Below are 12,644 nucleotides of genomic sequence, written 5' to 3' on the forward strand. Positions count from 1 at the left end.
GAGTCATTCTTTTTCTTGAAGAACTCCAGATAGTTCGGTAGTCTCCGGCGCGTGCCGCTCGGCGACGCCGACCTCGCACGCAACCTCAGGCGACATGGACTGCGCGTTACGGCGACGCGTCTCGCCGTCTACCGGGCCGTCGCCGAGCTCGGGGGACACCCCGACGTCGAGTCGATCGCGCGCAAGGCTCGCGAGCTCCTGGGTTCGATCTCCACGCAGGCCGTCTACGACTGCCTAGCGGCGCTAACGGACGTTGGGCTGTTGCGGAGGATCGAGCCCGCCGGCAGTCCAGCCAGATTCGAGACGCGCGTAGGCGACAACCACCACCACGTCGTCTGTCGCCGCTGTGGGAGAACCCGGGACATCGACTGCGTCGTGGGGGCCGCGCCGTGTCTCGATCCAGGAGATCTTGGCGGCTTCGTAATCGACGAGGCGGACGTGACCTTCTGGGGTCTATGTCCGGATTGTGCCGCGGTCGGTAAAGACCGAGCGCGCGACCGGCATGCCCAAGAGGCTCGTCAGCTCGCTACTGGAAGCAACCGACGAAAGGAGGGTTGATGTACCTACGCATCGACAGGCTCCAGGTGGAGCTCCCGATGCCGAGCGATCCCGATCCGCAGGCCGCAGCAGCGGTGCAGGAGCTGCTCGGCGGCCGCTTCGGCGAGATGTCGACGCTGATGAACTACACCTACCAGTCGTTCAACCTGCGCGGCCGCTCGAAGGTCAAGCCGTTCTACGACCTCATCGCCAACATCGCCACCGAGGAGCTCGGGCACATCGAGCTCGTCGCAGCAACGATCAACGGGCTGCTCACCGGTGCTACCGACGGTGACGATCCGCGCGAAACGCCGCTGCGCTCGGCGCTGCGCAACGCTGGCATCAAGCACCACTTCATCAACACCGGTGCTGGCGCCCTCGTCACGAACTCGCTCGGCCAGGGTTGGAACGGCGAGTACGTGTTCAACTCCGGTGATCTGGTCCTCGACTTGCTGCACAACTTCTTCCTCGAGTGCGGCGCGCGGATGGCGAAGATCCGCGTCTACGAGATGACCGATCACCCGATCGCGCGACAGATGCTCGGCTACTTGTTCGTGCGCGGCGGCGTGCACGCACTGGCGTACGCCAAGGCGCTCGAGGAGCTGACTGGGGTCGACGTTAAGAAGATGCTGCCGATCCCGAAGATCCCCGACGCCGACTTCAAGGAGGCGCGGAAGTTCATCGACCAGGGCATTCACACCAAGCTCTACCGCTTCAGCCCCGACGACTTCCGCGACATCGCGGCGATCTGGAAGGGCGAGCATCCGCACGACGGAGCCACGCTCGAGGTTCAGGACGGGCCTCCGCAGGGCGGCGGACCGGCCGATCCGCCGGAAGAGCCGGCGGTCTTCTCGCCCGGTCTGCACCCCGAGGAGTTGCGGCAGATCGCCGAGCGTCTCGTCAAGAACGCTTGACGCTCGCGGCGAGGGAAGCTCGTAGGACGGCGGCCGGCCCCTGGGGCCGGCCGCCGCTCATCTACCGGTAGGCTCGCGCGCCGTGGCCAGTGTGAGGGAGGCTGTCTACGAGCTTTTGCGCGATCAGGGGCTGACGACGGTCTTCGGCAACCCGGGGTCGACCGAGCTGCCCTTCCTCGCCGCTCTGCCGCCGGACTTCCGCTACGTGCTCGGCTTGCAGGAGGCCTCGGTGGTCGCGATGGCGGAGGGCTACGCGCGTGCGCGGCGCGCTCCCGCACTCGTGAACCTCCACACGGCGCCCGGCGTCGGGCACGCGCTCGGTGCGCTCTTCAATGCGCGCCAGGACCACGCCCCGCTGGTGGTCTTGGCGGGGCAGCAGGCGCGGGCCCAGATCACGATCGAGGCGAACCTCACTTTGCGCGATCCGGTGCGGCTCGCAGAGCCCTACCTCAAGTGGGCGTTCGAGCCGCCGCGAGCGGCCGACGTTCCGCACGCGCTCGCGCGTGCGTTCGCCACCGCTCAGGCGCCGCCGGCGGGGCCGGTGCTGGTCTCGGTACCGATGGACGACTGGCTGCAGCCTGCCGACGAGACGCTCGCCACGGCGGCGCGCGAGCGGCGCGTGACGACTGCTGGCGCACCTACCCGCGAGCAGGCCGATCGCCTGGCGGCAGCGATCGCGGCGAGCGCGCGGCCGGCGCTTGTCGCTGGTCCGGAGCTCGATCACGAAGACGGCCACCGCGTGGCCGTGGCGTTCGCGGAGTACCTCCAGTGCGACGTCTACGCGACGCCGGCTCCGGGCGGCTCGGGCATCGGGTTCCCGGAAACCCACCCGCTCTTTCGCTCGATCCTGCCGCCCGCGATCGCGCCCCTCGGTGAGGCGCTGGCGTCCCACGACCTTGTGCTGGTGGCGGGCTCGCCGGTCTTCCCGTACTACCCGTACCTCCCCGGCCCGCCGCTGCCAGCTGGCTGTCGCCTGCTGCAGGTGACCTGCGACCCGGAGGCAGCGGCGCGAGCAATTGTGGGCGAGGCGATCGTCGCCGACGCCAGCGCGACGCTCGCCGCGGTCCTTGAAAAGCTCGAGGGCCGCGGCTACGTGGGCCCCCAATGCGCGCCGGCTGCCGCACCCCCGATGGCGGGCGAGCCGCCGGCGCCCGAGGTACCTGAGGGACGGCTTGCGGTGGGCGACGCGGCACGCGCCATCCGGTCCGCCGCGCCCCCGCAAACGGCGATGATCGTGGAGGCACCGAGCGCCACCCTCGCGTTGCGCCGCCACCTGCGGATCGAGCGGCCGCGCACCTGGTTCTTCGCGGCGGGCGGTGGGCTCGGCTTCGGCTTGCCGGCGGCGGTCGGTGTGAAGCTCGCGGAGCCGCAGCGACCAGTGATTGCGATCGTCGGCGAGGGCTCCGCGCAGTACGCGATCCAAGCGCTTTGGACCGCCGCCGCCGAGTCGCTGGCGGTGGTTTTCGTGATTCTCCGCAACGACGAGTACGCGATCCTCAAGTGGTTTGCGCAGCTGGAGGGCGAGCAGGGCGCCCCGGGGCTCGACCTGCCCGGCCTCGACTGCGTTGCGCTGGCTCGTGCTTACGGCTTACAGGCGGAGCGCGTGAGTTCCGCCAAGGAGCTGGCGGACCGGCTCCGCGAAGCACTCGCCGCGGAGCGCCCGGTGCTCCTCGAGGTGCCGGTGGCGGCAGGGATGGCGATCGCATGAGCGTTACCGGCGGCACCACCACCTTCGATCGCGCGACCGCCGTCGAGCGACTCGCCGAGGGGCGCTACCGGGCGCGGATGGACCGCGCCTTCTGGGTCGTTCGTGGTCCCAACGGCGGCTACGTCGCGGCGGTGATCTTGCGTGCGCTCAGCGACCACCTCGCCGAGCCGCACCGCCCCCCGCGGTCCCTGACCGTCCACTACCCGCGCGCACCCCGGGAGGGGGAGGTAACGATCGAGACGCGGATCGAGCGACGCGGGCGATCGCTGGCCACGGGCTCGGCGCGGATGACGCAGGACGGCGAGGTCGTGGCGCTCGCGCTGGCCGCCTTCTCGCCGGCGTGGAACAGCCAACACGACTTCGTGCACCGCTCGATGCCCACGGCGCCGCCGCCCGATGCGACCGCCCCGCTGCCGCCCTTCCCGACCGACATCCCAATCCGCGAGCAGTTCGAGCTGCGGCCGGTGTTCGGCGAACTCCCCTTCTCACGCGCTGAGCGGGCGCTGGTCGGCGGCTGGATCCGTTGTGCCGAGCCGCGGCCGCTCGATCCAGCGCTGCTCGCCACCCTCAGCGACGCTTGGTACCCCGCGACCTTCCCGGTCCTGAGCCGTCCGGCCACCCTGCCGACGGTCGACTTGACGATCCACTTCCGCGCTCACCCTCTTCCGGCCACCACGGATGGGTGGGTGCTGGCGCGCTTCGAATCGACTGTCGCCCGCGACGGATTTGTCGAGGAGGATGGCGAGCTTTGGACGCTGGAGGGGACGCTTGTTGCGCAGTCGCGGCAGTTGGCGTTGTTGATCTGATCTGAGTGTCGTCGACCCCGACTAGCGTCCAGTGATCCTGCCCCGGGCTCGCGCCTTCCGTCGCGATGCCGAATATGGGCACAGGCCGAACGACGCCGCGACGCGCCGCGACGAAACGAGGTTTGAGTAGGTCACGCAACACCGCCACCAGCGCGCGGGTTCGCCGAGCGCATTGTCCGCCAGCTGCCTGAGTGCGTGCTGAACGGCGGCGTTCGTCTCTCGACGAGCGCGGGGGTCGCCACCCTGGGTGAGGATGGCAGCGACGTCGAGAGTCTGTTAATCGCCGCCGACCGCGCCCTTCACGCCGCCAAGACGGCGGGCCGGGCGCGGGTCGTCGCCGCCGGCGACCCGATCGTCGCGCCCCTCTCCGCCGCCTGAGCGCGCTACTCCGCGGGCGGCCGCAGCCGCTGCCGGCGAGCGCTACTCCGCGGGCGGCCGCCGCTAGCGGGCGCGCCAGATGGCGAATCGCTGGGACGAATCTTCATCCCCCGGGACAAAGGCTCGCCGCGGCCGCCGCCTTAGCTTCGCGGGCGTGTCAGTCACGCAAGCGAAGCGGCGGCTCGGGCCGCCGCGTTCCCACAAAGGAGGGCGACCCGGTATGACGACACGCGTACTGCGCGCCCTTCCGGCTGCGTTGGTGGCCGCGCTCGCGGTCCCGGCTTTCGCGTACGCCGCGGAGGGCCCAACCCTGGGCGACACCGTATCCGCGCTCAACACCTTCTGGGTGCTGTTCGCGGCGGTGCTCGTGATGTTCATGCAAGCCGGTTTCGCGCTGCTCGAGATCGGCTTTTCGAGGGCCAAGAACGCCGGTCTCGGCGTTGCGAAGATCCTCACCAACTACTCGATCGCGTCGATCGCGTACTGGGCGGTTGGTTTCGCGCTCGCCTTCGGTGGCAGCGGCGCAATCGCCGGCACCAAGGGCTGGTTCCTCGACGTGTCGTCGACCCCCGCGCAGGCCGCCAAGGACATCCCCTTGCTGGAGCTGCTGGGGATCAGCCCGGCGGCGTTCCTGTTCTTCCAGTTCGCGTTCTGCGCGGTGTCGCTGGCGATCGTCTGGGGCACGACGCTCGAGCGCATCAAGTTCTCGGCGTACGTGCTCTACTCGATCCCGTTCGCAGCGCTCATCTACCCGGTCCTCTCACACTGGATCTTCGGCGGTGGCTGGCTCCAGAAGAACATCGGTATGCAGGACTTCGCCGGTTCCACGGTCGTTCACCTGATCGGCGCGACCGGTGGGTTTGCGGCGCTGCTCCTCTTGGGGCCGCGGATCGGCAAGTACGGGGCGGACGGCAAGCCGCGTCCGATCCCGGGCCACTCGATGCCGCTGGTCGGCCTCGGTGTGCTGATCCTCTGGCTCGGCTGGTTCGGCTTCAACCCGGGGTCAACGGGTGGCGCGATCGGTAACCGCTTCGCCGAGGTCGCGCTGGTTACCAACCTCGCTGCGGCGGCTGGTGTGGTGGCGGCTGTCAGCACGATCTACCTGCTGCGGCGCTACGTCGACGTCGGCATGGCCGGCAACGGCGCGATTGCTGGACTGGTCGCGATCACCGCACCATCCGGGTACGTCGAGTACTGGGCGGCTCCGATCATCGGCGCGATCGCCGGAGTGATCGTGGTGGTCGGTGTGCTGGCAATCGAGAAGGTGCTCGACGATCCCGTCGGAGCGCTCTCCGCGCACGGCCTAGCCGATATCTGGGGCACGCTGTCCTGCGGGATCTTCACCGCGCCACGCCTCGCTGAGCTCAACGGTGTGGGCAAAGGTGGGCTCTGGTACACCGGCAGCTTCACTCAGCTCGGCGCGCAAGCGTTGGGCGTGGCGGTCGCGTTCGCCTGTGTGTTCGCGGCGTCCTACGCGGCCTTCTGGCTGATCGACAAGACGATCGGTCTGCGCGTGACGCCCGAGCAGGAGAAGGCCGGCCTCGACATCTCGGAAACCGGGATGTACGGCTACCCGGAGCAGTTCATCCCGGCTCCGGAGATCGAGAGCGGTCTCGCCGGCGAGGCGGTCGCGGCGCGTCTCGGGGCGCCCGCGACGAGTCCTCAGCCGAGCGGGGTCTGAGCGACGGAGGTCGCCGAACAGATGAAGAAGATCGAGGCGTATATCCGCCACGAGGCGTTCGAGGCGATCCGCAAGGAGCTCCTCGAGCGCGGGTTCCCCTCGCTGTCGATCGCCGAGTACAAGGGCTCGGGCCGGCAAAAGGGGATCACCGAGCACTACCGCGGCTCGGAGCTGACGATCCACCTGCGGCCCAAGCTCAAGCTCGAGATCGTCGTCGAGTCGAAGGACGTGGACGTGGTTGTGGAGACGATCCTCAAACACGCCCGCACCGGTCGCATCGGCGACGGGAAGATCTTCGTGCTTCCCGTCGAGCGAGCGATCCGCATCCGGACGGGCGAGGAGGGCGAAGCCGTCCTCCAAGCCCATCCGGCCGAAGAGATACCGGCCGGGGCCTAGTGCCGCCGGTCGGTGGGCGCGCGGCGCCACGGCGCCGCGCGCCCACCCCGCTTGCAGAAGTCAGGTGACCGAAGGAAAGGAGCAGGCAAGTCAATGACCGTAGTCGACGAGAGAAGCAAGCTGGCGAGCGAGGTGCTCGCTCGCGTCGAGCAGGAGAACGTCGAGTTCATCCGGCTCTGGTTCACCGACATCCTCGGTCAGCTCAAGTCGTTCGCGATCGGGCGCGAGGAGCTGGCCGGGGCGCTCGAGGACGGGATGGGCTTCGACGGCTCCTCGATCACTGGCTTCAACCGCATCGAGGAGTCGGACATGGTGGCCCTGCCCGACCCCTCCACGTTCGCCATCCTGCCCTGGCGCTCGGGCGAGACGCACAAGGTCGGGAGGATGTTCTGCGACATCCTCACGCCTGATCGCAAGCCCTACGAGGGTGACCCGCGCTACGTCATGCGCCGGGCGCTCGAGCGGGCGAAGCAGATGGGCTTCGATCACTACTACCTCGGGCCGGAGCTCGAGTTCTTCCTGTTCAAGTCGGACCAGGCGCCGGAGGTCCTCGACCGTGGCGGCTACTTCGACTTGACGACCCTCGACGTCGGTTCCGACTTCCGCCGCGACTGCGTGTTCACGCTGCGGGAGCTCGGTATCCCCGTCGAGTACACCCACCACGAGGTCGGACCGTCGCAGCACGAAATCGACATGCGGTTCGCGGACGGGCTGCAGATGGCCGACAACACGATGACCTACCGGATCGCCGTCAAGGAGGTGGCGCAGAAGCACGGCTTCTACGCGACCTTCATGCCGAAGCCGCTGTACGGCGAGAACGGATCGGGCATGCACACCCACCAGTCGCTGTTCAGGGGTGACGAGAACGCCTTCTTCGACCCCAACGACGAGTACTACCTGTCGGACGTCGCGAAGGCGTTCATCGCTGGTCAGCTGCGGCACGCCCGCGAGCTGTCGGCGCTGTTCGCGCCCTCGGTCAACTCCTACAAGCGGCTGGTGCCGGGCTACGAGGCGCCCGTCTACGTTGCCTGGTCGCGGCGCAACCGTTCGGCCCTGATCCGGGTGCCCGTGTACCACCCCGGTAAGGAGAAGGCGACGCGGGCGGAGATCCGTTGCCCGGATCCCTCCTGCAACCCGTACCTCACGTTCGCCGCGTTGCTGCACGCGGGCCTCGAGGGCATCGAGAAGGGGTACGAGCTGCCGGCTCCGATCGAGCGCAACCTGTATGACCTCACCGAGCGTGAGCGTCAGCAGATGGGTGTCGACCATCTGCCCGAGTCGCTCGGCGAGGCAGTCGAGGAGATGGCGCGGTCGGAGCTCGTCGAGCGGGCCCTCGGCTCGCACATCTTCTCGCGCTACGTCGACCTTAAGCGCGAGGAGTGGCTGGAGTACCGGGTGCAGGTCACGCCCTGGGAGATCCAGCGCTACCTGCCGGTCACCTGAACGGCAGACGAGCGGGGTAGAGGCGATCCGTGTCCGGCCCGGGTCGACTCGCCACGCCGCGCGGCGCCCATCTCGAGATGGTGGGTGCGGTGTTGGCGGGCGAGGGACTGCGGGGCCTGGCGCGGATCGCCTCCCGCTACGTCGGGGCACCGGTCGCGCTGATCGTTCCCCGCCTCGGCACCGCCGAGGCGTCCTGGCAGCGCTTCGAGCGCTACGTGGCGGCGCGCTTGCGTGGCGCTGAGGTCGAGCGCCCGCCGGAGGTGACGGCCGAGGTGCCGATCTCTTCGGGTGGTCAGGAGGTCGGCTACGTGCTGCTGCTCGGTGAGGGCTCGGACGAGGCCGCCGAGTACCTGCACATGGCGGCGATCGCCGCGCTCACCGAGGTGGCGGTAGCCGACGCCCGCGAGGAGACCGCGCAGTCGCTGCGCGGAGCCTTCCTCGAGCGCGTGCTGCGCGGCGAGGAGCAGGACGCGCAGGCAATTCTTCGCGCCGCTAAGCGCCTCGGGTGTGACCTCTCGAAGGGCTACGTGGCGCTCTGCGCGGATCCCGGTGGCCCGGTCGCGGGACGGGTGATCGCCGCCCTGCGCAGCGAGCGCGCCGACTCGATCGCACAGGCCATCGACGGCCGCGTGTACGCGCTCTTGGCGGGCGAACGCGGGCCGGTCGAACGGCTGGCGAGCCGCCTGCCGGGAGGCGCTGTAGCCGGGGTGTCGTCGGTCTACCGCGACGCCGCCGACGCGCGCCGGGCGCTCGAAGAAGCCGAGCTCGTGCTCGAAGTGAAAGCGGCGGGCGGGGAGGCGACCCCCGAGGCGATCAACGACGGCGCCTACCGCCTTTTGTTTCGCGCGCTTGTCAGCCATCCCGAGGAGGTGCGCGACCTCTACGAGCGCACGGTCGCGCCGCTCGTCCGCTACGACGAGCAGTACGGGACGCAGCTGGTCGCGACGCTCTCCTCGTACCTGGAGCACAACTGCAACATGCAGGCCACTGCCTCGGCGATCCACACCCATCGCCACACCGTCGCCTATCGCCTCGACCGGGTGCGCGAACTGACCGGTCTCGACCCGCTCGTGACCGAGCACCGCGAGCGTCTTTCGCTGGGCCTGAAGGCGTACAGGGTGATTGCGCCGCGCCTGCCGCGGTGACTGCGCCGCGCCTGCCGCGGTGATCGCGCCGCGCCCCTGGCGGTGACTTGCGACGAGGCGCACGATCCGTGAGGATCGGCGTCGAGCGGTCGAGTCGAGGGAGGATGCGGAGGGAGGATGCGATGCGCCGACGCGCGCTGTGGCTACTCGTTTCCTTAGTACTGGTCGCGCTGCTCAGTTGGCCGGCAACGGCCGCCGCGGTGCGTTATGTCGCGCTCGGCGACTCCTACTCGTCGGGCACGGGGACGCGTAGTTACTACGACTCGACCTGTCAGCGCTCGGTTTACTCGTATCCGTACCTCGTGCACCAGGCGCATCCGAGTTGGACGTTCGTGCACGCCGCCTGCTCGGGGGCGAAGACCGCCGACCTCATCAACAGTCAGGCGTCGAGCCTGACCACCGGCACCGACTGGGTGACGTACACGATCGGTGGCAACGACGCCGGCTTCTCGAGGGTGATCACGGAGTGCGCGAAGCCGTGGTGGTTGTCGGACTGCAACGGCGCCATCGACCGCGCGCAGGCGTTTATCCGCAACACGCTGCCGGGACGCCTCGACCAGGTCAACCAGACGATCAAGATGCGTGCGCCCTACGCGCGGGTGATCGTGCTCGGCTACCCGCGACTTTTCAACGGCGAAGACTGCAACGCCGGCACCTTTTTCAGCCCAGCGGAGGAGCAGCGGTTGAACGAGACCGCCGACTTGCTGCGCGACACCCTGCGGGCGGCGGTCGCACGTGCCGGCACGAACTTCGTTTTCAAGGATGCGATTCCGCCGTTCATCGGCCACGCCGTGTGCGATGCGGTGGAGTGGATCAACGGGCTTTCGAACCCGGTGTCCGAGAGCTACCACCCGAACCGGGCCGGCCACGCGAACGGCTACGCGCCGCTCGTGCGGGCGGTCACCGGATAGGGCGCTGGCGCCGCTCGCCCGGCGCTGCCGGCAGGCCGGCGGGGGGTGAGGCTCGGACGGTAGCGCCGGTCAGCGCTCTGCGGCGAGCGCGTCCGGGAGGTCGGCGATCGAGTCGAGGGTGAGGTCGGGTCGCACGCCGAGCTCGCGAAGGTCGGCGTCGGTGTGTTTTCCCGACCGCACGAAGACGCCGCAGATCCCGCACGCTTGTGCGCCCGCGACGTCGGTCTCGGCGTCGTCACCGACCATCACGCACCGCTCTGGTGGTAAGCCAAGATCGGCGAGCACCAGTTCGAAGAAGTGGGGCGACGGCTTGCCCACGACGACCGCTTGGCGGCGCGTCGCGTACTCCAGCGCTGCTACGAACGGCCCGAGGTCGAGCGCGAGACCGTCGTCGCGCCGCCAAGTCCGGTTGCGCTGGAGCGCGATCAGCTGCGCCCCGTCGGTTATCCACCGGAACGCCCCGTTGAGCAGCGCGTAGTCGAAACCCTCGCCGAGGTCGCCGAGCACGATCGCGTCGATCGCGGGACCCGAGCCTTCGCTCGCGGGCACGCGACCGCCGCGGCGACGCGCGTCGTCGGGACCGGCAGCGATCCGCAACCCCGCGAACTCCGCTTGCAACTCGTCGGGTGCGAGCAGCGCAACCGCTCGGTGGCCGTGCTCGCGGCAGTAGTCGGCGGCGAGTCGGGTCGGTGTGACGAGCTCCGAGGCAGCCGCCTCGAACCCGAGCTGCTCGAGCAGCTCGAGCAGCCGCGCACGCGACCGCGCCGTCGTGTTCGTGACGAAGCGCAGCGCGAAACCGGCCTCCCGCAGCGCGGCGACCGCCTGCGGGGCGCCCGGGATGGCTTGGTCACCGACGTAAAGCACGCCGTCCATGTCGAGCAGTACCGCCCGGGCACGCACGCGAGCGATGCTAGGCGAGCGGGTATTACGCTGACCCGCCGCATGGCGAAGGTCTGCGTGGTTCGGCATGTTCCTTGGGAGGGGCCCCACCGCATCGCCGCGGCGCTCGCCGACTTCGAGCTCGTGGAGGTCGACGCGCTCGCGCCCGGTGCCGAGCTTCCGGAGCCGGGGCGCCTGGCGGGGGCGGTCGTGATGGGCGGGCCGATGTCGGCGAACGACGATCGCCGGCTGCCGGGGATCGCTGCCGAGCTGAGTTGGATCGAGCGCCTCCTGGCCGCAGGGGTGCCGTACCTCGGTGTCTGTCTCGGATCGCAGCTCCTTGCCCGCGCCGCCGGGGCGGCGGTGCGCCCTGGGGCGCACCCGGAGATCGGTTTCGCGCCGGTACGTGCGACGCCGGAGGGCGAGCGCGATCCGCTAGTGCGCGCCCTGGCGCCAGAGACGGTCGTTCTCCACTGGCATGGGGAGGTCTTCGAGCTGCCGGCGGGCGCGGTCTCGCTCGCCGCCTCGGAGCTCACCGAGCACCAGGCGTTCCGCCTCGGCGATCGCGCATGGGGGCTCCTGTTCCACGCCGAGGCCGACGAGGAGCTCGTGGCTCAGTGGCTGCGCGAGCCGGTGATGCGGCGCGAGGCTCGTGACGCGCTCGGTCCACAGTTCGAGCGCTTGCTTACGGCTGCCGCGGGCGCCCACGCCGCGGAGCTCGCACGCCGCGGCGACCGCGCCTTCCGCGCGTTCGCGCGCGCGTGCGCGGAGCGAGCGAGCGGGATGTCGTAGGGGCTAGCGGGATGTCGTAGGCGGCCGTTCGCCCGGCGCCGCTCGCCCCTGGCGCGTGAATTTTTTGTGTTTTGGTCTTGACGTCTCTCTCTCTCTCTCTCGTTTATTGGTTTGCGCGGCAAGGTTCGGTTCTGGTTTAGAGGAGGTTTTTTGATGGTTTCTCGCTCGCGTGCGGTTTGTTTGGCGGTGTGTGTGTCGGTCGTCGCTGGCGCGGGGTTCGCGGCGCAGGCGGGGGCTGACACGGAGCCTTCGGATGTCACGCCGGCGGGGGCGGTCGCGGAGCTGCGGGCGGCAGCGCCGGAGGTTTTGGGGCAGGCGCCGCGGGTTGTGGTTGGTGGCGAGACGCTTGATCCTGCGCTTCGCCGGGAGGGTTCGGGCTTCACCCTTGAGGGCGCTGGGGTGGATGCGCGGGTGTCTGCGAGCGCTGGGGGTGGGTTTGCGCTTGAGGGTGCGGGCGACGCTCCGGATCTTGTGGTCAGACCGCAGGGCGTTTCGCCGGACGCGGATGCGGGGGTGCGGGCCGGTGACGCGGTTGTTTTCGCGAACACCCAGCCGGGTGCGGACCAGGTGGTGAAGGCGAACGCGCTTGGTTTGGAGACGTTCGTGCAGATCCGCGGGCCGGAGTCGCCTGAGGATTACAGCTACACCGTCGATCTGCGGGGCGAGGGGCAGCGGCTTGTTTTGCTCGACTCGGGGGCGGTCGCTATCGTCGACCCTGACGGCAACCCGGTGGCGGTCGCAACCCCACCGCAAGCCCACGATGCGAACGGCAAGCCTGTGCCCGTGACAGCGAGCGTGAACGGCAACACCCTCACCCTGCACGTCCCCCACACCACAGGGAACTACGCCTACCCGATCGTGGTCGATCCGTTCTGGCATTGGTTTAGGCGCGCTGCGAAGTGTGCAGCTGGAGGGTTCCTCGGTGCGGTCAGCGGATCACGGTTGGGCTGGTGGGGTGCAGCTATCGGCGCTGCTGCTGGCTGCTACGTGGCTGCGGGGTGATGGGGATGCCGCGGCCGCTTGCAGCTGTGCTTTGGGGATGTTTATACCTGGC

General features: G+C 69.4%; 13 protein-coding genes. 12 read left to right on the forward strand and 1 reads right to left on the reverse strand.

What is annotated here, in order from left to right:
* Positions 1-51 precede the first annotated feature (51 nt).
* From BLW41_RS05950 to BLW41_RS05995, 10 genes are all read left to right on the forward strand, one after another.
* A complete protein-coding gene (locus BLW41_RS05950) occupies positions 52-558 on the forward strand; it encodes a Fur family transcriptional regulator (protein WP_093117098.1) in 507 nt (168 codons plus the stop codon).
* Complete coding sequence (locus BLW41_RS05955) at positions 558-1,451, forward strand: manganese catalase family protein (RefSeq protein ID WP_093117100.1); 894 nt, start codon at positions 558-560, stop codon at positions 1,449-1,451. The genes BLW41_RS05950 and BLW41_RS05955 overlap by 1 nt, the downstream gene beginning before the upstream one ends.
* A gap of 82 nt (positions 1,452-1,533) precedes the next feature.
* Positions 1,534-3,159: a benzoylformate decarboxylase gene (gene mdlC, locus BLW41_RS05960; RefSeq protein ID WP_093117102.1), complete on the forward strand. Its 1,626-nt coding sequence runs from the start codon at positions 1,534-1,536 to the stop codon at positions 3,157-3,159.
* The gene (locus BLW41_RS05965; RefSeq protein ID WP_093117104.1) at positions 3,156-3,965 is read left to right on the forward strand and encodes an acyl-CoA thioesterase; all 810 of its coding nucleotides are present in this window, start codon (positions 3,156-3,158) and stop codon (positions 3,963-3,965) included. The genes mdlC and BLW41_RS05965 overlap by 4 nt, the downstream gene beginning before the upstream one ends.
* 171 nt (positions 3,966-4,136) lie before the next feature.
* Positions 4,137-4,343 (forward strand): diguanylate cyclase domain-containing protein, encoded by a 207-nt coding sequence (locus BLW41_RS05970; RefSeq protein WP_093117106.1) that lies wholly within the window; start codon positions 4,137-4,139, stop codon positions 4,341-4,343.
* Between the two features lie 220 nt (positions 4,344-4,563).
* Positions 4,564-6,024 carry an ammonium transporter gene (locus BLW41_RS05975; protein ID WP_093117108.1) on the forward strand — a complete coding sequence of 487 codons (1,461 nt, stop codon included), beginning with the start codon at positions 4,564-4,566 and terminating at the stop codon, positions 6,022-6,024.
* Between the two features lie 21 nt (positions 6,025-6,045).
* On the forward strand, positions 6,046-6,420 hold the full coding sequence (locus BLW41_RS05980; RefSeq protein ID WP_093117110.1) for a P-II family nitrogen regulator: 375 nt from the start codon (positions 6,046-6,048) through the stop codon (positions 6,418-6,420).
* A gap of 93 nt (positions 6,421-6,513) precedes the next feature.
* Positions 6,514-7,863 (forward strand): glutamine synthetase family protein, encoded by a 1,350-nt coding sequence (locus BLW41_RS05985; RefSeq protein WP_093117112.1) that lies wholly within the window; start codon positions 6,514-6,516, stop codon positions 7,861-7,863.
* A gap of 29 nt (positions 7,864-7,892) precedes the next feature.
* On the forward strand, positions 7,893-9,008 hold the full coding sequence (locus BLW41_RS05990) for a PucR family transcriptional regulator (RefSeq protein WP_093117114.1): 1,116 nt from the start codon (positions 7,893-7,895) through the stop codon (positions 9,006-9,008).
* A gap of 122 nt (positions 9,009-9,130) precedes the next feature.
* Complete coding sequence (locus tag BLW41_RS05995) at positions 9,131-9,919, forward strand: SGNH/GDSL hydrolase family protein (RefSeq protein ID WP_093117116.1); 789 nt, start codon at positions 9,131-9,133, stop codon at positions 9,917-9,919.
* Positions 9,920-9,988: 69 nt separating this feature from the next.
* Here the strand turns inward: BLW41_RS05995 and BLW41_RS06000 are convergent, their stop codons facing one another.
* Positions 9,989-10,819: an HAD-IIA family hydrolase gene (locus tag BLW41_RS06000; protein ID WP_177169363.1), complete on the reverse strand. Its 831-nt coding sequence runs from the start codon at positions 10,817-10,819 to the stop codon at positions 9,989-9,991.
* 42 nt (positions 10,820-10,861) lie between these two features.
* Here BLW41_RS06000 and BLW41_RS06005 point away from each other — a divergent pair, with 42 nt between their 5' ends.
* Positions 10,862-11,590: a type 1 glutamine amidotransferase gene (locus tag BLW41_RS06005; protein WP_093117120.1), complete on the forward strand. Its 729-nt coding sequence runs from the start codon at positions 10,862-10,864 to the stop codon at positions 11,588-11,590.
* 153 nt (positions 11,591-11,743) lie between these two features.
* A complete protein-coding gene (locus tag BLW41_RS06010) occupies positions 11,744-12,592 on the forward strand; it encodes a hypothetical protein (protein WP_143038618.1) in 849 nt (282 codons plus the stop codon).
* Positions 12,593-12,644 lie beyond the last annotated feature (52 nt).

This window comes from Thermoleophilum album (assembly GCF_900108055.1).
Classification (GTDB): Bacteria; Actinomycetota; Thermoleophilia; order Solirubrobacterales; family Thermoleophilaceae; genus Thermoleophilum; species Thermoleophilum album.